Source organism: Streptomyces sp. NBC_00190 (assembly GCF_036203305.1).
GTDB lineage: Bacteria > Actinomycetota > Actinomycetes > Streptomycetales > Streptomycetaceae > Streptomyces.
The window spans coordinates 8,484,218-8,504,689 of sequence record NZ_CP108131.1 but is presented as its reverse complement, the minus strand read 5'-3'; the positions used below and the strand labels follow the sequence as shown (position 1 = coordinate 8,504,689).

General features: G+C 71.5%; 8 protein-coding genes and 1 pseudogene. 5 read left to right on the top strand and 4 right to left on the bottom strand.

Annotation, left to right across the window (positions count from 1 at the left end):
• Positions 1-39: 39 nt before the first annotated feature.
• From OG429_RS39500 to OG429_RS39490, 3 genes are read right to left on the bottom strand one after another with little or no spacing between them, the layout of a single operon-like run.
• Positions 40-3,234 (bottom strand): amino acid adenylation domain-containing protein, encoded by a 3,195-nt coding sequence (locus tag OG429_RS39500; protein WP_328930063.1) that lies wholly within the window; start codon positions 3,232-3,234, stop codon positions 40-42.
• Entirely contained in the window at positions 3,231-8,816 is a 5,586-nt protein-coding gene (locus tag OG429_RS39495) for a type I polyketide synthase (RefSeq protein ID WP_328930062.1), read from the bottom strand. Before OG429_RS39495 ends, OG429_RS39500 begins: the two co-directional genes overlap by 4 nt.
• On the bottom strand, positions 8,809-15,120 hold the full coding sequence (locus OG429_RS39490; RefSeq protein WP_328930061.1) for a type I polyketide synthase: 6,312 nt from the start codon (positions 15,118-15,120) through the stop codon (positions 8,809-8,811). The genes OG429_RS39495 and OG429_RS39490 overlap by 8 nt, the downstream gene beginning before the upstream one ends.
• Positions 15,121-15,561: 441 nt before the next feature.
• Here OG429_RS39490 and OG429_RS39485 point away from each other — a divergent pair, with 441 nt between their 5' ends.
• From OG429_RS39485 to OG429_RS39475, 3 genes are all read left to right on the top strand, one after another.
• On the top strand, positions 15,562-16,194 hold the full coding sequence (locus OG429_RS39485; protein WP_328930060.1) for a hypothetical protein: 633 nt from the start codon (positions 15,562-15,564) through the stop codon (positions 16,192-16,194).
• A gap of 229 nt (positions 16,195-16,423) precedes the next feature.
• Positions 16,424-17,005, top strand: coding sequence for a toxin-antitoxin system, toxin component (locus OG429_RS39480; RefSeq protein WP_328930059.1), 582 nt, complete (start codon positions 16,424-16,426; stop codon positions 17,003-17,005).
• A gap of 38 nt (positions 17,006-17,043) precedes the next feature.
• Entirely contained in the window at positions 17,044-18,240 is a 1,197-nt protein-coding gene (locus tag OG429_RS39475; protein ID WP_328930058.1) for a DUF6545 domain-containing protein, read from the top strand.
• Here the strand turns inward: OG429_RS39475 and OG429_RS39470 are convergent.
• Entirely contained in the window at positions 18,218-19,576 is a 1,359-nt protein-coding gene (locus OG429_RS39470) for an NAD(P)/FAD-dependent oxidoreductase (protein ID WP_328930057.1), read from the bottom strand. The genes OG429_RS39475 and OG429_RS39470 overlap by 23 nt on opposite strands.
• A gap of 193 nt (positions 19,577-19,769) precedes the next feature.
• Between OG429_RS39470 and OG429_RS39465 the strand changes: the two are divergent.
• A pseudogene (locus OG429_RS39465) lies at positions 19,770-19,865 on the top strand (dihydroxyacetone kinase subunit DhaK); the annotation flags it as partial.
• Positions 19,866-19,924: 59 nt separating this feature from the next.
• Positions 19,925-20,212 (top strand): hypothetical protein, encoded by a 288-nt coding sequence (locus tag OG429_RS39460; RefSeq protein WP_328930056.1) that lies wholly within the window; start codon positions 19,925-19,927, stop codon positions 20,210-20,212.
• Positions 20,213-20,472 lie beyond the last annotated feature (260 nt).

Sequence of the window (20,472 nt, the reverse complement as noted above, 5' to 3'; positions counted from 1 at the left end):
CGGTGTGGCTCAGATGGGGAGTTCGCGGTTCGGCGGAGCTCAGATGGTCGCGGGCTCGTCCGTGCGGGCCGCCAGCGCCTCGGCCAACGCGGCGGTGCAGCCCTCGACGGTCCTGCCTTCCAGCACCGCCCTCACGGACAGGTCCACCTGCCACTCCTCGCGCATCCTGGCGACGATCCGGGTCGCTTTGATGGAGTTCCCGCCGGCCGCGAAGAAGTCGTCGTGCACGCCGATGCCGTCCAGTCCCAGCGCCTGCGCCCAGAGTTCGGCGACCCGTTCCTCCCTGGGGTTGCGGGGAGCCGTGCGGGCGACCGTTGCCACGGGCCGGGGTGCCGGGAGGGCCGCGAGGTCGAGCTTGCCGTTCGAGGTCAGCGGGAAGGAGTCCAACGGGACGAAGGAGTCCGGCACCATGTAGTCGGGCAGGGTGGCCTGGAGGAAGACCCGCCAGTCCTCCGGGGGCCCGACGGGGTCCGGTCGCAGCAGCAGGTAGGCCACGAGCCTGCGGTCGGTCGCGGTTCCGTCGGCGCCGTCGCGCACCTCGACCAGCGCGTCGCGTACCTCCGGATGGGCTCGCAGGGCGCTCTCCACCTCGCCCGTCTCGATGCGCAGGCCCCGGATCTTGGCCTGCCGGTCCACCCGTCCCACGAAGTCGAGCCGGCCGTCGGGGCGTCTGCACAGCACGTCGCCGCTCCGGTACAGACGGCCCCCGGGCGACGCGGAGAACGGGTCCGGCTGAAAGCGCTCCGCGGTGAGCCCCGGCCGGTTGAGGTAGCCCCGGCCGACTCCGGTGCCGCCGAGGTACAGCTCACCGGGAACTCCGACCGGTACGGGCTGGCCGCAGTGGTCGAGGAGGTGGATCCGGATGCCGCGGACCGGCCTCCCGACGGAGGGAGCTGTCCCGTCGGTCCGGCACTCCTCGACCGTGGCCCAGATGCTCGTCTCCGTGTGCCCGTACACGTTGAATATCCGCCGTCCCGGTGCCCACCGCTCCAGCAGGAGCCGGGGCAGGGGTTCGCCCGCGAGAACGATGCTCCGCAGTGCCGGCAGGCCTGCGGACGCCTCCGGCGGAAGGGCTGCCAGGGCCGACGGCGGGATGGTGAGGCTGGTGATCCGCTCGCGGGCGAGGAGGTCGGCCAGGCCGGGTCCCGGCATGACGTCCTGCTGGGAGGCCAGGCACAGGACGGCTCCCACGTTCAGCGCGAGGAAGACTTCGAACACCGAGGCGTCGAAGCTGGCCGACGCCCATTGGAGCACCCGGTCCCCGGGGCCCAGGCCGAACGCGTCCACCTGCGCGAGGCAGCTGTTGACCAGGCCTTCATGGGTGATCTCAGCGCCCTTGGGCCGGCCGGTCGAGCCCGAGGTGTAGATGACGTAGGCGAGGTTCCCGGGGCGTGCGCCGCTGTGTAGCGGAGCCGTACTCAGACGGTCGAGCGACTCGCGTTGCTCGTCCAGCAGGATGCCGGGGACACCGAGGCGGGGAAGCCGCCCGTGCACCGTGCTGCTGGTCAGCAGCAGCGCCAGCCGGGCGTCCTCGCCCATGAAGGCGAGGCGGTCCTGCGGGTAGGCGGGGTCGAGCGGCACGAAGGCGCCGCCGGCCTTGAGCACACCCAGCATGGCGACCACGAGGTCGGTGGAACGCTCCATGCAGAGTCCTACGCGGGACTCGGGGCCGACGCCGTGTTCCTGCAGCAGGCGGGCCAGCTGGTTCGCGCGTTCGTCCAGCTGCCGGTATGACAGCTCCTCGGCGCCGAAGACGAGGGCCTGCGAGTCCGGCGAGAGCCCGACCTGCCGCTCCACCAGGTGATGCGCGCAGAGCAGGGGTTCCGCCGCGGCCGCGGTGTCGTTCCAGTCGGCCAGTGACCGCTCTTCCTCGCGGGTCAGCAGGGGGACGTCCCGGACACGGACCTGGAAGTCGTCGGCCACCGTCTCCAGGATCGTCCTGAGGTGCCCGAGCATCCGCTCGACGGTGCCGGCGTCGAACCTGTCCCTGTCGTACCCGATGCGCAGGGTGAGCTCCTGGGCGGGGACCACGAGGACGGTCAGGGGGTAGTTGGTGCGATAGCGGTATTCGCCGTTGCGGACGTCGAGTTCTCCGCTGCGCCGGCCCAGGTTCGAGATCCTCGGCACGTTGAGCACCGTCATGATGCTTTCGAACAGCGGTGCACCCGGGGGGACGTCGCTCCACTGCTGGACGCTCGCCAGCGGGCTGGCCGCGAAGGCCTTCACCTTCGTCTGCAGCTGCTGCGTCCGGGCGCACGCCTCGGAGAACGGTGAGTCCGAGGGCAGCCGCACCCGCAGCGGCAGCGTGTTGATGAACAGGCCGAGGGTCTCCTCGATGCCGTCCAGCTCCGTGGGACGGTGCGTCATGGTGGTCCCGAAGACGACCTCCTGCTGCCCGCTGTACCGGCTCAGCAGCAGGCCCCAGGCCGTCTGCAGCACCGTGCCGAGGGTGATCCGGTGCTCGCGTGCCAGCCGGCGCAGCGCGTCGCCGGTCTCCTCGCCGAGCACCAGGGACGCCTCCGGGTTCTCCCGGTCGGTGCCCCCGCCGGCCGCTGTGCCCGAACCGCCGGCCGCTCCTGCGCCCGTGCCCCCCACCGTGATCGGTGTCGGCTCCTCGAAGCCCGCCAGCTCGCGGCTCCAGAACTCCTCGGCCCGGCCCATGTCCTGACGGCGCAGCCATTCGACGTAGTCCTGGTAGGGGCGAACGGCCGACGTGACGAGCGCCTCCCCCCGCACCAGGCTGTCGTAGGACGACAGCACCTCCTCCAGCAGCATCAGAGCCGACCAGGCGTCCAGCAGGATGTGGTGGTAGCGGAAGACGAACACGTGCCGCTTCTCGTCGACGCGGACGAGGCTGAGCCGGAAAAGCGGCGCACGATCCAGATCGAACCCGGAGCGCCGGTCGCCGCGCAGGAACTCCTCCAGTCGCGCCCGGACGTCGTCGTCGGATCCCGTGTCCTGCCAGTCGTACCGGTCGATGCGAGCGGTACTCCTGGGGTGCAGCACCTGCACGGGCTCGTCCAGGCCCTCCCAGTGGTAGGAGGACCGCAGCACGCCATGACGGTCGATGGCGCGCTGCCAGGCCTGCTCCAGCACTGCGGGGTCCAGGTCGCCGTCCAGGGTCTGGATCACCTGATCGACGTAGAAGGACGCGCCCGGGTCGAGGATCGTGTGGAACAGCAGCCCCTGCTGCATGGGCGCGAGTGGATGGATGCCCTCGATGTGCCCGGTCACCGGCTCCGCCTTCCCGTGCTGCCGCCGATCCGATCGGTGCGCTCTTCCGGCGGGCCGCCTTCCTTTTCGGCGGTCGCCTCGATCTTGGCCATCAGCCGCCGCAGGTCGTCCGCGGCAAGCGGGACACCCGGAAAACCGGCGTCGGCCGGTTCCGCCACCGTCCGGCCGTCCCGCACGGGACCGTCATCGGCCGGCGGCGCCATGGGCCGTGCGGTCCGGGCCAGGGCCGCCACGGTCGGGTGTGCGAAGACGTCGGCCTCGGTGAGTCTGATGCCGGCCTGCTTCGCCTTGCTGGTGATCCGGATGCTGGTGATGGAATCGCCTCCCAGTTCGAAGTAGTTGTCGTCCACGCCGATCGGGTGGATGCCGAGCAGCGACTCCCAGATGGCGACGAGGGCCGCCTCCGTGTCGTCGCGCGGCGGATTCGCGGCTCCGAGGGCGGCGGGGCGGGCGTAGACGGACTGCCGGGCGGCAGACCCGTCCTGCGCCGGACGCGGCCCCCCAGCTGCTCCGCCCGTGTGCTTCCCCGCCAGGATGTAGGCGTGCGCTGCCCCGGCCCGCAGCACGTCCGCGAGGGCCCGGAACGCGGCCTCCGGATCGAGCAGTTCGAATCCGAGCGCCGCCAGCCTCCGTTTGGAGGCCGCGTCGAGGGTGGCGACCATGCCCTCCCCGCTCCAGGGCCCCCAGGCGATGCTGGTACCGGGAAGCCCGTTGTGCTGCCGGTGGTGTGCGAGGGCGTCGAGGAAGGCGTTCGCGGCGGCGTAGCCGCTCTGGCCCCGGGATCCCATCAGGGCAGCGGCGGAAGAGTAGAGGACGAAGAAGTCCAGGTCCCGGTCCTGGGTGAGCACATGGAGGTTCCAGGCACCGCGTGTCTTCGGTGCCATCACCGAGCGGAGCCGGCCGGGGTCCTGCCGTTGCAGGCTGCCGTCGTCCAGGACGCCGGCCGCGTGGACCACGCCGCGCAGCGGTGGCATGAAGTCATCCAGCTCGGTGAGGACCCACTGTAGGGCCAGGCGGTCCGAGACGTCGACGCTGCGGGTCGCGACCCGGACGCCTGACAGCTCCCAGGCACGGATCGCCCGGCGCGCGGCCGCCGAAGGTTCCCGGCGCCCGATCAGGGTGAGGTTCCGAGCCCCGCGTTCCACCAGCCAGCGGGCCGTGTGCAGGCCCAGTGCGCCGAGTCCTCCGGTCACCAGGTACGTCCCGTCCGGGCTCAGCGGCCGGTCGGCCCGACCGGCCCCGCGAGGGGGCAGCCAGGGCGTCGGCCGGGCGAGGTGCCGCCGCCCGTCCCGGAAGGAGACGTGCTCGCCGTCGCCGATGCCCCGGCCCGCCTCCGCGTGCAGCCATTCGGCCTCACGCTCCGGTGCCTGCGCACGTGGGTCGAGGTCGACCAGGAGGCTGCGTACCTCGGGGTTCTCGGCATTGGCTATGGCGGCGAGGCCCCACAGCGGGGCGTGGGCGACCCGGACCGGCCCCTGCGTCACCCGGTGCACTCCGCGTGTCGCGACCAGCACCGTCGCGTCCGTCCCGGCAGCGGCCAGCCCCTGCAGGACCGTCATCAACGCGGCCGAACCCGTGCGCTGGACTTCGTCGAGAGACTCCGCGGTGAGATCACCTTCGGGCTCGTCGAGCCCCCACAGGAACGCCACCTTCCCGGGCCGGCCTGGGTGGGTCCACTCGGGCACGAGTGCTAAGGTCCCGTCGCCCCCGGCGGAAGCGGCCGCGGCGTCCGGCTCGACCACGGTGACGGGATGCCCGTCCGCGCGCAGCCGGGAGGCCAGCGCGGCGCCGACACCGCCACGGTCGGCGAAGACGATCCATTCGGCCTCGGGCGCCGTGCCACCGGCCGGCGCCGGGCCGGTGGCCGTCCAGGTCAGCTGCCTGATCGTGGTCTTCTGGTGGATACCGCTGTCGGCCGGGCGCAGCAGGGCGTCGCCCGGCACACGGCGCAGCCACAGTCCGTCGATCTCGAGGACCTTCCGGTGATCCGCGGTGCGCAGCACGAGGTCGGCGACGACCGTGTCGTCGTCCGGGCTGTCCGCCCGGCGCTCCGTGACGTGGCACCACAGCGTCCCGGCAGGCGGTGCCTGGTGGAAGCGCACCTGGTCCATGCGGATGGGTACCCGCAGGCCCAGCTCTTCGCGTTCCCCGGTGGCCGACCAGACCATGGCCACCACCGCCTGCACGCATGCGTCGACCAGGCCGGGGTGCACGACGTAGCGGCCGCCCGGATCCCGTGGCGCCGGGGTGTCCATGCGGACCAGCGCCTCGGCGCGGTGGCCCACCACCTCGCTGATGTAGCGGAATCCCGGACCGAGATCGGCACCGGAGTCACGCATCGCGGCGTAGAGGCCGGCACCGTCGAACTGCCCGGCTCCGCGGGCCCGCAGCTCGCTCGGCGTGGGTGCCTCCGGTCCGGTGTCGGACTCCCCAGACGCCGGCACCGTACGTACGGTGCCGGTGGCGTGCGTGGTCCAGGCATGCGGCTCCGCCGTTCCCGCAGGGGCGCTGACCACGCGGAAGCCCCGGGGCAGCGTCTCGTCGTCGCCCTCGATGACGAGCTGGACCTCTCTGCCTTCGGCGTCGAGGGCCAGGGCCTGCGGGAAGGAGACGCCGTCGAGCAGGACGCCTGCACCCTCGCGCCCCTCCGTCGCGGCCGCGAGGGCCATCGCCAGGTGGGAGGCTCCGGGCGCCACGACGGTGCCGAAGAGCACGTGATCCGCGAGGAACGCCGGGGAGTGGGAGGTGAACCGGTTCCGGTACACCGTGTCCCGGAGCGCGGGTGAGCGGAGCCGCTCTCCGGGGAACGCGGCTTCCCGGGCTTGAGGCGGACCGCCGGTCTGCCGGGTGTCCCTCCAGTACCGTTGCCGTGCGAACGGGTAGGTCGGCAGCGCCACCCGGTTCCTGGTGAACCCGGCGTCCACCGCGTGCCAGTCGATGTCCGCGCCGGCCGTGTAGAGGCTGCCCAGGCTCTCCAGCACCTGTCGCCAGTCGTCACGGTGCCGGGACAGCGAAGCCAGCCACGGCCGGTCCCCTTGCGGGTCCAGGCCCTCCTTGCGGACGAGACGGGCGAGGACGGGTTCGGGGCCGATCTCCACCACCGCGTCGAACCGCCGTTCCAGCAGCGCACGCAGGGCGGGGAGGAAGCGCACCGTCCGGCGGACGTTCCGGCCCCAGTAGTCGTGGCGTCCCATCTCCTCGCCGGTGACCTGCCGACCCGTGACCGTGGAGATGACCGGCGTACGCCCGGGCCGGTGCGGGATGCCCGCGACCACGTCCCCGAAGGGCTCCAGCACCGGATCCATGGACGCGGAATGGAAGGCGTGGGAGGTGTTGAGCCGACGAGCGCCGGTACCGCTGCCGCGCAGGGACGCGATCAGGGCGTCCAGGGCCTCCGCGGAGCCTGACACGACCGTCTGCGTCGGGCTGTTCACCGCTGCCACGGACAGCCGGCCCGCGTAGGGAGCCAGCATCGCGGACACGGTCGGCTCGTCCGCCTGGACAGCAGCCATCCCTCCGCCGTCGGGAAGCTCCTGCATGAGCCGGCCTCGCTCGGCGACCAGCCTCAGCGCGTCCTCCAGCCGCAGGACGCCGGCCACGCAGGCACCCGCGATCTCCCCCACGCTGTGGCCGAGCACGGCGGACGGCGTGACGCCCCAGGCCTTCCACATGGACGCCAGCGCGTAGGCGACGGCGAAGAGAGCCGGCTGGGCGTATCCCGTGCGGTCGATCAGCGAGCGGTCGGCGTCCTCTCCGTAGAGGACGTCCACGAGGGACCATCCGTACCGGTCACGGAGCAGCCCGGCGCAGGTGTCGATCGCCTGCCGGAAGACCGGCTGGGTGGCGTACAGTCCGTCACCCATGCCGAAGTGCTGCGCGCCCTGTCCGGTGAAGAGGAACGCGGTCCGCGGGGTGCTGCCGGGCGTGCGGGCCGGGGCCGGCGCCGGGGCCGGTCGTTCTTCCCAGGCGGTGAGTTGCGCCCGCAGGTCTTCGGTGTCCGCTGCCACGAAGAACAGACGGCGGCCGAAGTGCGTACGCCCGGTGTTCGTGGAGTGCGCCACATCCGCCAGGGAGAGCTCCGGATGGCGTTCGAGGTGGCGTCGGTAGCGCTGCACGAGCCGGCGCAGGGCGGGCTCGTCCTTGGCCGACAACGCGACCGGGTGGACCGGCCGGTCCTTTTCCCCGCCCCGCGGCGCGGTGCGCGGCGGAGCCTCTTCGACGATCACGTGCGCGTTGGTCCCGCCGACCCCGAAGGAACTGACACCGGCCAGCCTGCGACGACCGCTCCGTCGCCATGGCGCGGCGTCGACCGGTACGTCCAGCAGGAGGTCGTCCCAGGAGATCTGGGGGTTGCGTTCGTGCAGGTGGAGGCTGGCCGGGATCTCCTCGGCACGCAGCGCCAGCACCACCTTCATCAGTCCGGCGATCCCCGCCGCCGCCTCCAGGTGCCCGATGTTCGTCTTGACCGTGCCCATGAGGAGCGGTCTGTCCGCTGCTCGCCCCTCCCGGAGAACGGATCCGAGCGCGTTCGCCTCTATGGGGTCGCCCAGCGACGTTCCGGTGCCGTGGGTCTCCACGTAGTCGATGTCGGCCGGAGCCACCTGACTCACCGCCAGGGCGCGGGTCACCAGCTCCCTCTGCGCGCTGCCGTTCGGGACGGTGAGACCACTGCTGCGGCCGCCGTGGTTCACCGCGGAGCCCCGGAGGACGGCCAGCACCTCGTCCCCTGCGGCTTCGGCGTCCGACAACCGCTTGAGTACGACGAGCCCGGCTCCCTCACCGCGTGCGTAGCCGTCGGCGGAGGCGTCGAACGCCCGGCTGCGCCCTCCCGGGGACAGCACGCCCGCCTGGGAGAGGAAGACGGTCATCTCCGGGGACACCATCACGTTGACGCCTCCCGCGAGCGCCAGGTCACATTCACCGGAGCGCAGGCTCTGCATAGCCAGGTGCACGGTCACCAGTGATGAGGAGCAGCCCGTGTCGACGGCGAGGGACGGCCCGCGAAGGCCCAGCACGTAGGAAATGCGTCCAGGTGCCGCGCAGAAGAGGTTGCCGGTGCCGGTGTGCCCGTCGATGCGCGTGAGATCGGATGTCTGCAGGGACTTGTAATCATCGATTCCGATGCCGACGAAGACGCCGGTCTGGGTTCCCTGGAGCGCTCCCGGTGCCTGTCCGGCGTGTTCCAGCGCGTCCCACGCGACCTCCAGCAGCAGCCTGTGCTGGGGATCGAGGGTTTCCGCTTCACGGGGCGAGATGCCGAAGAACTCCGCGTCGAAGATGTCGATGTCGTCGAGGAAGCCTCCGCGCGTCGTCCGGACCGTGCCCGGCCGGGTGCCTTCCGGGTCGTGCAGCCGCTCGGCGTCCCAGCGGCCCTCGGGCACGGTCGACGTCGCGTCCGCCCCGGACCTCAGCAGGGTCCAGAACGCCTCGGGGCCGCCGACCCCACCGGGGAAGCGGCATCCCATGCCCACGACGGCGATCGGCTCGGGGCCCGGCGACTCCCGCCGCTGCCGCAGCCGCTCCTCCAGCAGGGCGCGCTGGGCCGCGGGCAGCGCGGCGATGCGGGCGGTGATGCTACTCATGTGTCTGCTCCCCTCGGTCTTCGGCTGCGCCCATGAGTTCGTCGAGATATTTCGCCGCGTCAGCAGCGGAGAGGCGCTCCACCTCCGCCATCAGGTCCTCGTCGATGTCCGGTTCCGACCCGGTCGCGTCGGCAGCGTCCGGCGGCGTGCCGAGCCCCAGCTGGTCGAGCAGGTGGGCGGCGAGGGACGCGCACGTCGGGTGGTCGATGGGCAGCGTGCTGAGCAGACGCAGCCGGTCCCCGAAGTCCTCGCGCAGCCGTACCACGAACCTGATCGCCATCAGTGAGTCCATGCCGAGCTGGAAGAAGCCGGTCTGCGGGTCCACCGTGCGGCCCTCGGCGAAGCCGAGGATGCCGGCGGCACGCGAGCCGACGTGCGTCACGAGATGCTCCAGCCGGTCGACCGGATCCAGCGACGCCAGCCGGGCGGGCAGCGACAGCCGGGCATCCCGGTCGTCAGCCGCGGTGCCGCTGCCGGCCTCGTCATGGACCAGGGCCAGCAGTTCGCGCCGCGCCCCGGCAGGGAGCCATGCGCGGTACGCCTCCCAGTCGACCGAGAACACACCGATCTGGGGTGAGGAGCAGGCCAGGACCCGGTCGAACAGGCGCGTGCCGGCTTCTCGGCCGATGGTCCGGGCGCCGCGCTCGCTCCACCGGAACCGCGCCGCGGCCGCCGAGCCCGCCGTCATTCCGACGCCGTCCCACGGCCCCCAGTTCACGCTCAGGGCGGGCAGCCCCAGCGACCTGCGCCGGTGGGCCAGGCTGTCGAGGGCGGCGTTGGCCGCCGCGTAGCCGCCCTGCCCGGGAGATCCGAGGACCGCGACGAAGGACGAGAAGAGCACGAAGAAGTCGAGCGGAAGCTCCCGGGTGAGCACGTCCAGGTGATGCGCGCCCAGCACCTTCGGGGCCAGAACCCCCGCGAACCGGTCCCAGTCCTGGTGCAGCAGGGTCCCGTCGTCGAGGACGCCCGCCGCGTGGATGACGCCGCGCAGACCGGGCAGCTCGCGCCCGAAACGGTTCAGTACGGCCCGCACTTCGGCGGCCTCGGTGACATCGGCCTGCAGGACGTGCACCGAGGCACCCGCCGCCGTCAGTCGCGCGAGCGTCTTGCGGGCGTCCGCGTCGGCCGGGCGACGGCCCAGCAGCACCAGGTGGCGGGCGCCGGCGGCAACCAGCCACTGGGCGACCGTGAGACCCAGTCCGCCCAGCCCTCCAGTGATCAGGTAGCTCGCATCCGGGCGGATCAGGTCCTCACCGGCGGGCTTGATCACCTCGTCGGCGAGCGCCAGCCGCGCCACGTGGCGGCGCCCGCCCCGGAACGCCACCTGGTCCTCGCCGTCTCCGTCGAGGAGTTCCGCGACCAGCATCCCCGCCCGGTCGTCCGGGGCTCCCGCATCCGGGTCGAGGTCGAGGAGACCGCCCCAGACCTCGGGATGCTCGAGCGCCGCCACGCGACCGAAGCCCCAGAGGGCGCTGTGCGCAACGGCATCCTCGGCAGGCTTCCCGCTCACCGCCTGGGCACCGGTCGTGGCGATCCACAGGCGCGGTGCGGACGGCCCCTGCCAGGAGGCGAGCTGCCGGATGACCGTCAGCGCCGGCCGGAGACAGCCTTCGAGGGACTGCGCAGTCAGGGCACCGGGATTCCCGGCCACCGTGGCCGGGGCGATCCGGAGCACTCCACGGCACGGGTGAGCCGTTGCCCTCATGGCGCGGTGCAGCTCGGCGGACAGCTCGTCGTCGGTCGTCGTACCGACCGCGATGAGGGCGCACTCCTCGCCGGCGTCATGCAGGGCGTTGCGCACGGACCACGCGAGCGGGTCGTCGACGCCGTCGGTGAGGACGATCCAGGTTCCGGGGCCTTCGGTCCGCCCGCCGGACCGCAGCGGTTGGTCACGCCAGACCGTCCGGTGCAGCCACTCACCCGCGTCTTCGGGTGGTCCGGGGGCCGGGCGGTCGGCTGTGAGCCGGCGAAGGATCCTCGGCAGCAGCCGGGTCTCCTCCTCGGACAGATCGCCGTCGGCGGCGATCTCGTCGATCAGCCGGTCGACGTCCGAGCGCTCCAGAAGGTCCGCCACCCTCCCGACGGCGGGTTCCTGCCCGGCCAGCGGGGCGGGGGTGATCCAGTACCGCTCGCGTTGCCAGGGGTACTCAGGGGTGGCGACCAACCGCCCCGGACGGCTCTGCACCGCGGTCCAGTCGACCGGGTGGCCGGCGGCGTACAGGGCGCCGGCCGATTCCTGGAGGCTTTCGCGTTCCCCGGCGTCGCGGCGTAGCGACGGGACGAGGACACCTTCGACGCCGTTCTGCTCGAGGTGCTGGGACAGCGGGGCCAGGAGGACGGCTTCCGGCCCGATCTCCACGAACGACCGGCTGCCGTCCGCGATGAGCGCCTCGGCAGCCTCGGAGAACCGCACGGGTTCGCTGATCGTACGGACCCAGTAGGACGCGTCGAAGAACGTGCCCGGGCACAGGGCCCCTTCGATGGTGGAGAAGATTGGAACATCTCCCGGGCCCGGCCGGACGTTCGCCAGCAGTTCCCCCAGTTCCCTCTCGTAGACGCGCATCTGCGGGCTGTGCGAGGGATAGCCGACGCGCAGCATCTTTCGGAAGACGGCGGGGTCGAGGTCATCGAGCAGTTCCCGCAGGGCCTCGGTCTCGCCTGACAGGAGGGTGGTGCGCGGGCCGTTGACGGCGGCGACGGACACCTGGCCCTTTCGGCCCGCCACCAGCTTCGCGGCCTGCGCCGCGCCCAGGCCCACTGCGGCCATCCGGCCCCGCCCGGTGGCCCGCTGCAACACCCGTCCCCTGTGCAGGGCGACCAGCATCGCGTCCTCCAGGCTGAGGACGCCCGCGCAGTGGGCGGCAGCGATCTCGCCGGCGCTGTGCCCCACCACCGTGGCGGGTACGACGCCCCAGGACCGCCAGAGCTCGGCCAGACCGACCTGCACCGCGAGCAGGGCGGGCTGGGTGATCTCCGTCTCGTTGATCCTCGACGACTCCTCGGCCGCCTCGAGCTCGTCGATGAGCGACCAGCCCGCGTGCTCGGCCAGCCACTGGTCGCACCGCTCCAGCACGTCCCGGAAGACGGCCTCGCCTGCGAGCAGTTCGCAGCCCATCCGGGCGGTCTGGGTCCCCTGACCGGAGAACAGGAACACAGGGCCCTTCGTCCGGCGCACGGCACGTCCGGTCGCGACACCCGGCGGCCGGCGGTCCGCGGCATATCCCGCGAGCTGGTGACGGAGCTGTTCACGCGATGTGAACACCGCGGCCAGCCGGTGGTCGTGGCGGTCGCCTGTGCGCGCCGCGGAATGACACAGGTCGTGGAGGTCCACGTGCTCCGGCCCGGCGAGCCGGGCTTCCGTGCTGCGTGCCAGATCGCGCAGCGCGGCCTGCGAGTGCGCGGACAGCGGAAGGGTCCGGACCCGGTGGTCCTCCGGCGGGTCGCCTGCGGGTCCGGCCGCCGCCTGCGGAAGCGCGACCAGGCGCAGGTCGGCGGGGAACACCGGTCGCCAGGTCACGTCGCGGCCGGAACGGTACAGCTCTCCGAGGGTGTCCAGCATGACCTCTCGGGCGTCCGCACCGCGGCGCAGGGAAGGCATCGAACGGGCCGGCACGCCATGGTGCCGAGCGGTCAGGTCCACGGAGTTCGTCAGCACGGGGTGCGGGCTGACCTCGAGGAAGGTGTCGTACCCGGCGTCCAGCAACCGCTCGACCGCGGGGGCGAACAGGACCGCGTCACGCAGGTTGCGCTCCCAGTAGGACGGGCCGAGGTCCCTGTGCGTGACGAAGTCGCCCGTCAACGATGACATGAGGGGAACCCGAGCCCGCATCGGCCGGATCCCGGTCAGGGCCTCCCGCAGTTCGGGCAGGAGGGCGTCGCACTGCGCGCTGTGGGCGGCCACGCTCATGTTCACTCGCCGGCAGCCGACGCCCCGGCGGCCCAGCTCCGTCAGGCACGCGTCGAGCGCCGCCACGTCACCCGAGAGGACCGACGTGCCGGGACTGTTGGAACCTGCCGCGGAGATGCCGCCCGGGTGGGCCGCGGCCAGCTCCTGGGCCTCCGCGAACGGGAGGTCCACCACCGCGACCGAGCCGAGCCCGTCGATCCGTGACATCAGCCGGCTGCGGTGGCAGACGATGCTCACCGCGTCCTCCAGCCGGAGTACACCCGCGACATGGGCTGCCGCGACTTCGCCCAGACTGTGCCCCACCACGGCGTCCGGCTCGATGCCCCAGGAGCGCCACAGCTCGGCGAGGGCGACCTGCACCGCGAAGACTGCCGGTTGCATCACCTCCGTCCCGTCCAGGCGGGACTCGTCGGCCTCGCGGCATATCTCTGCCACCACCGATATGCCGGTGCGCTCGTGTATCAGGTGGTCGCACCGGAGCAGTGCCTCGCGGAACACGGCTTCGCCGTGCAGCAGTTCCCGGCCCATCGCGCACCACTGCGAGCCCTGACCGGAGAACACGAAGGCCAGCCGGGGCGGCTGATCAGCCGGAGGGTGCGGGGCGCCCTCACCCGCCATGCGTTCCAGTGCGGTGCGCAGTTCGCCCTGGGTCCGGACGGTCGTTGCCGTCCGGTAGGGGTGTCCGCCGAGCCGTAGTGCCGCGGTCCCGCACCAGTCCGCCACGGACTGCGGGCCGGCCTCTGCCAGCGCGTCGGCCATCGCCGCGGCGGCCTCCCGCAGAGCCTCCGGTGTAGGGGCCGACAGCGGCAGGATCTGCACGGGCCTGGTGGGCGGACCCTCGAGGACGACGTGGCAGTTGGTGCCGCCGAACCCGAAGGAACTGACTCCGGCGAGCAGGGCGCGGTCCTCGGCCGGCCAGACGGTCGGGACGGTCGGAACGCTGAGGCGCAACTCGTCGAGGGGGATGTCGGGGTTGGGTTCGTGGTGGTGCAGGGTCGGGGGGATGACACGGTGGCGGATCGCCAGCGCAACCTTGATCAGCCCGGCGATTCCGGCGGCTGCCTCGAGATGGCCGATGTTGGTCTTGACCGATCCGATCAGCAGCGGCGATTGCGCCGGGCGGCCGGCACCGAGCACCGTGCCGAGCGCATGCGCCTCGATGGGGTCGCCCAGTCGGGTTCCGGTTCCATGGGCTTCTACGTACTGGACGTCGTGTACGTCGACACCGGCTCGCGTGTACGCCGTACGCAGCATGTTCACCTGCGCCGACGGGCTGGGCGCGGTGAGCCCGTTGCTGGCGCCGTCGTTGTTGACCGCACTGCCGCGGATCACGCAGTGGATCCGGTCCCCGTCGGCCAGTGCTGCGGACAGCGGTTTGAGGACCACCAGTCCGGCTCCCTCACCGCGCACGTATCCGTCCGCGGCGGCATCGAATGCCTTGGAGCGCCCGTCAGGACTCATGGCCCCGAGCTTCGTCATCGCGGTGCTGCTCTCCGGAGCGAGCACGAGGTTGACGCCCCCGGCGAGAGCGAGCGTGCTTTCGCCGGCGCGCAGGCTCTGGCAGGCCAGATGTACGGCGACCAGGGACGACGAGCAGGCCGTGTTGACGCCGATGCTCGGGCCTTGGAGGCCAAGGGTGTAGGAGACGCGGGCCGGGATGATGCTGGGTTCCTGGCCGGTGGCCGAGTGCTGACCGATCCCCGCGAGGTCGCGTCCGGCGAGCCTGGCGTAGTCGCTCCACAGGGTCCCGAGGAACACACCCGCGCTGCTGTCGCGCAGCGAGGCGGGCGGTATGCCGGAGTCCTGCAGGGCGCTCCAGGTGAGCTCCAGCGCGAGCCGCTGCTGAGGGTCCATCTGGACGGCCTCACGCGGTGAGATACCGAAGAACTGAGGGTCGAACTGGTCCACGTCGCGGATGAACCCGCCCCGGCGCGTGCTCATCCTCCCGGGTGTCGACGGATCAGGGTCGTACAGCGCGTCGCCATCCCATCGGTCGGCCGGTATGCCGGTGACGGCGTCGGCCCCGGACCGGAGGAGGTTCCAGTACTCCTCGGCGTTCGGCGCGCCGGGAAACCTGCAGGCGAGCCCGATGACGGCGATGGGCTCGTCGTGCATCGCGGTACCACGGGTCTCGCCCCGCGCCGCACCACGATCGGGCGCCGGCGCCGCGGCGAGGTTCGCGGCGAGACGGGACACGGTCGGAAAATGCCATGCGACGGTCGGAGAGAGGGGTCGCCCCAGGCGCGTGGCTAACTCGGCGGTAAGAGCGGTCATTCCGACGGAATCGATACCGAGGTCGCGAAATTGGGTGTCCACATCGACCGCATGAGCCGAGACCCCCAGCCGCTCCCCGATTCTTTCCGTCAACCAGTTACGAAAATCGTCAGCAGTATCCATAACCGCACCACCCTTCGGTAAAGAGAGACCTGCCGGCTTGACCTTGACGCCAGGGAGGACTGGTCACCAGGCGTCTCCGAGCCCTGGCAGAACGACGCAGCCGACAGCCGTGTCTTCTCGCACCGCAGCCGTGACTCCTGGTACCCGTCGGCCGGAACCGTGCGGTGCCGCTGCTCCCTTGGCCGCCTCATCGATCCGGTCCGACGGTCCGGCAGGAGCCGCCTCCGAACGACGCGCAGCCACGCGGCACCGTGTGACGATCCTGCAACCCACCCACGCGGGATGTCAACTTCTGTATCCATGGACGGTCATTGCAGTACCCAGCGACTTGGTCACGCGGCGCCCGTAGCGGCTATCGTCTTGGGACGTCAACTCGGGTCAGCTCAGCTACCCACCTGGCTCCAAGGAGGCCCTGCCGGTGAGAGATCAGGAGACCGACCGGTGAACGAATCGCCGCGCTTTGCCCTCGCCGTGACCCTGCGCGAGATCGACGCCCTCCTCGGGGACGAGAGGAGCCGCGACGAGGTGATCGATCTGGACAAGCTGTCGATCGACAGCGGCGAGGCTCGGGAGGTGGTCGCTCACCTGCTGGCCGACCAAGAGCTGAAGCCCGAGAGAATCGGCGAGCGGATCGTCCGCCGCCTGGAGTTCCTGCGGGAGAGCCGACGCCGACCCGACGGCACCAAACCCTCCTACGAGGACATCGCCGCCTCCTACGGCGCCACCCGGGCGAGTCTGTCCAGGCTCGTCAACCGGATGAAGAACGCGCAGGACACCACCCAGGACGCGAGTCATGCGAGCAGCCCGCGGGCGGACACGCAGGCCGGAATCGAGACGTACTTCTTCGGGGAGCCCAACGGCTGGCTGAGCCGTGATCCGGCAACCGCCCTCAACGACGCCCTCCGCCCCCTGCTCGCCGAGCTGCGCGCGGCCGCCGGGCAGGCGGGCTACGGCCCTCGCACCGTCGCCCTGCGTACGGCCGCGGGCCTCCCGCCCGAACAGTGGAAGCTCCTCGAAGGCCTCATCTCCACACTGGAACGGCAGGTGCGCGAAGAGAGACAGGGAGGCCGGTGATTCCGGCCCGGACGCCCGGCCTGGCGCATTCACGCCGCACCGCGGTTACGGGGTTGACGACGTGACTAGTGTGTCCTGCAGTGAGCACTAGTGATCATGACCGGCGGGCGGCAGCGCGCCCTCACAGGCCAGAGGAATCAGACCACGTCTCACGTGGCCCTGCCGCCGGAGAGGAACAGGAGCTGCGGTGTTAGCGAGGCGAACACTTCGTGCGCACGCGGAACGTCGGATGAAGGCGTTGAGCGTCCAACTGGTCACCAACGTGGCGCAGATGGTGACCGCTGACGACCGCGAAGAGATCTTCGACGCCCTCGGTCGCGTGCTCAGTGTCAGACGCGGACGCCCGGTGATCCTGAAAAGAGCCGCCTTCCCCCCCAACACGGCCAGCGGCCTGTGGCTGGACAGGCAGGACCTCGACATCCTTGCCGTCCGCGAGGACGCGGCGAGCGCCGAGCACGAACTCGTGATCCTGGGACATGAGATCTGGCACATGATGGAAGGGCACTGCGTCGCGCACACACAGGCGGGTCCCGCCGCGGCACGCGGCCACAGCACTCGCTTGGACGCGGTGGAGCACGTCATCGCCCTGCTCCTCGCCTCTCCGGACGAGCGGCTGGGCGACATGGCGCACAGCGATCTCGCGTACGCGGCCCGCACGGACTTCGAGGCCGCAGTGGAAGAGGAAGCAGAACGCTTCGGGCTGGAATTCGCGACCGAGATGCGCTCCTTCCTCCGCACCCTGCGGCGCCGGGACCCCCTCCAGGTCACCTGGCGGATCGAGCGGTCGCTCCGTCAGGGGCCCCGGACCTGACGTGGACGGACCTACTGCCGGGGGGCCGTGCACGCCCGATGAGTGACATCGCCTTCTACCTCTCCGGCGGACTGCTGCTGTTGGCATGCCTGCTCAAAATGCCGGCACTGCTGCGTGCCCGCGGCCGGGACTGGCTGCTCTTCTCGATCTGTGCCCTGCTCCTCGTCGGCGGAGGCGTTCTCGTTCTCAGCGCCGAGGGTGCGGTCGTCGCACTCCGTCGTCTCACGGGCGTCACCAACGTCGCGGTACCGCTCATCTACATCCTGCTCACTGCCTGCTCCGGCTCGTCCATCGTGCTGGTGCTCAACTGGCGCGGGCCCGACGTGGCTCAGACCCGGCGGTTGTCGCGCATCACGATCGCCGTCTACGGCACCATCTGCGCCGTGATCGCCGTCCTGTTCGTGCTCGGTGACACCCCTGTCGAGCGACGCACCGACTTCGATACCTACTACGCGACCACCCCGTTCATCCGCGAGATGATCGTCCTCTACGTGGTCGCCCATGCCCTCGCGTCACTGACCGCCAGCCGCCTGTGCTGGCGCTGGTCCCATGACGTGCACGGAACGCTCCGGGTCGGGCTGCGCGTCCTCTCGACCGGTTACCTGCTGCACTACGGCGTCTACGACCCCGCCGTGGCGGGTGCCGTCGTCGCCCGCTGGATGGGCCACGACTGGGGCGTCCTCATCGAGATCGCCCGCGGGGTGACCGCCCCCAGCGCCGTCCTGGTGTCGATGGGATTCCTCCTTCCGCTGGTGGGGCACCACGGTGAGGATGCCATCCGCTACTGGCGGCTCGCTCCGCTGGCCCGCGCCGTGGCCCCCGTCCGGAGCACGGCCAACCCCATCCCGGTGGCGCTGTCCCGCTGGCGTCCCGCTCCGCGCCTGCGGCTGACCCAGCGGCACACCTACATCGGTGACCGACTCGTGACGTGCGTGCCCCACTTCGACGTCACGGTCCAACACGACGCCCGTTCAGCGGCCTTGGCACGAGGCGCCACCGGCATCGAGGCGGCCGCCATCGCGGACGCCGCCGTGATCATCGCTGCTGTGGAGCGCCGCGCCATGGCCAGCAGATCAGCTCAGTCCGAGGTACCGCCCTCCAGCTCGGGCGAACGCGCTGTCGTCACCAGCGACCTGGCCCGGATCTCGCGGGCCCTTCGGTCTCCGATCGTCCGGGACGCCCGCCGCCGGGCCCGCACCGAGACCGACGGTCTCACCGGCGCTCACCGGCCCTGAGGAGATCGAGGACCGCTCGTTCTTCCCCGGTCAGCGGCGGTCCTGACAGAGGCGGAAGGACGGGACCGGTGAGCGTCGCGAACAGCAGGGAGGGCCGCAACAGCCGGAGGGTGTTCGCCTGGAGGGTGGTGACCTCGCACATGGCAGCGGACACCCGGTACGAGGTGGTGGCCACCCGTGTCATGCGCCCCGTGTAGCCCGCCAGGAGCCGGTCCGCGACCGTGGGCGTCTTCCCGCGCACACCGGGGAACCACTGGTCTTGGCTCACGGACATGGTCCAGGCGGCGTTCACCACCTTCCCGACCGCCCGCTGCGCACGACGGGCCAGTCCGGCCGCGGCGATGCCGCTCCTGTCCAGTTCCCGACCGAAGGCCTGCGCACCGAGGGCGGCCACCGACATGCCCTGTCCGTACACCGGGTTGTAGGTGGCGACGGCGTCGCCGAGCGCCACCAGCCCTTCGGGCCAGACCGCGGCCCTTTCGAAGAAGCGACGTTCGTTGCCCGTGCTCCGGTTGAGCACCACCTCACTCAGCGGCTCGGCACCGGCGATCAGCTGGCCCACGATGGGATGACGCAGTCCGAGTGCGAAGCGTACGAAGTCATCGGGGTCGGCGGTCGGCTGGCCGCCGCGAGTGCCGCCCAGGCTGACCAGCCACCGCCCGTCCTCCACCGGGAGGAGGAGCCCGGACCGGCCGGGCCGGGAGGCCGCGGGGTCGGCGGTGACCTGCGTCAGCGGGAAGGCGTCGGCTCCCGGTGGAATCCGGTAGAGGCGGCTGGCATAGACGAGTCCGGAGTCGACCTCGTCCTTGGGCACACCGGAAATGCCGAGACCGGCGAGCCAGTGCTCGATGCGTGATCCGCGTCCGCTCGCGTCGACGACGAGGTCCGCGACGAGATCTTCCTCGCGTCCGTCGATGACCGCGCGCACGCCGGTCACCCGCTGGGCCGTCCCCAGCAAGCCGGCTGCCCGGGCGTGGCGGACGGTGACGGCGGCACTGCCCGATACGGCGTCGCGTACGGTCCAGTCCATCAGATCCCGGCTGCAGACCAGCAGGGGATAGCCGGCCTGCGGCCAGCGCCGGTACCAGCCCTGCGGACCCAGCGTCACTAAGCCGCCGATGAGTGCCAGTTCGCGGGCCCCCGCGGCGATCAGCCGCTTGCGTATGCCTCCGCCGGGCACCAGGTCCTCGATCGCGTCGCTGCCGCTCGGCAGGAGGATGTGAGCGTGTCTGCCTTGGGGGAGGCCTCTTCGCGGTTGAGGCCGGTCCGGCAACTCATCGCGCTCCAGCACGGTCACCGTGTCGACGACCCTGGACAGGGCCGCGGCAGCGAGCATGCCCGCCATGCTCGCTCCGATCACAACTGCGGTACTCGACATCGTTCCCCCATGGCCGGCCGGACGCCTTCACACCGTACGTTCACGTACAGCGACAACAGGAGATCAAGATGCGGCTCCGACAGCAAGGGGCCTCGGGCGATGCGGTGGTGGTACACGAACCGTGTCCGCCTGTCGCTGCCGGGCGGCTCCCCGGGACGCGCGCGGGGGCGGGCGGATCGCTCTGGTGTCCGGCGGCGGCTCGGGGCACGAACCGCCGCACGCCGGTTTCGTCGGGCACGGCATGCTCGGCGGCGGCCCGGACGCCAACTCCGCGGAAGCGCGCTCACCGCATACGCCAGCCTGGAGTTGACCAGCACCGACGCCCTGGAACTGCTGATCAAGGCACCCACTCCCGAACGGGCGGCGAAGCTGACGAAGGCACAGATCACGGCCGTTCTCGCCCGGCACCGCCGCCGTAACCGTGACCAGAAGACCGCGGCGATCGCGGCCGCGCTGCGCGAGTCCCAGCTCGTCGCGGCCCCGGTCGCCGCCACCTACGCCGCCGCCGCGACCGCGCATGCCCGGCTGCTGATCGCCCTCAACGAGCAGATAGACACGTTGGAGGCCGAGGTGAAGCGGACTCGCTCCACGTAGCGGGCATACGGGCATTGCGTTTCGTCGTCGAGTGGCTGCCCGGCGGGACGGAGCACCGCACCGGGATCCGGAGCGGGAACCAGAAGAGCGCGCCGTGACCGGCTCGACGACCAGCAACTCGCCGCGCTCGCCGCGCTCGCCGCGCTGTGGATCGACTGGGCCCGGTGAACTCACCCTCCCCGCCTCCGGATCGACGGCACGGCCCACGTCTCTCCACCCGCAGCTGGGCGAGGATCTGCGTCCTTGCGGCGGCATCCTGG

Coding starts and splice junctions, on each gene's coding strand:
- OG429_RS39495 (WP_328930062.1), bottom strand. CDS start 8,816: ATGAGTAGCATCACCGCCCGCATCGCCGCGCTGCCCGCGGCCCAGCGC.
- OG429_RS39490 (WP_328930061.1), bottom strand. CDS start 15,120: ATGGATACTGCTGACGATTTTCGTAACTGGTTGACGGAAAGAATCGGG.
- OG429_RS39480 (WP_328930059.1), top strand. CDS start 16,424: ATGAAGGCGTTGAGCGTCCAACTGGTCACCAACGTGGCGCAGATGGTG.
- OG429_RS39475 (WP_328930058.1), top strand. CDS start 17,044: ATGAGTGACATCGCCTTCTACCTCTCCGGCGGACTGCTGCTGTTGGCA.
- OG429_RS39470 (WP_328930057.1), bottom strand. CDS start 19,576: ATGCTCGCTGCCGCGGCCCTGTCCAGGGTCGTCGACACGGTGACCGTG.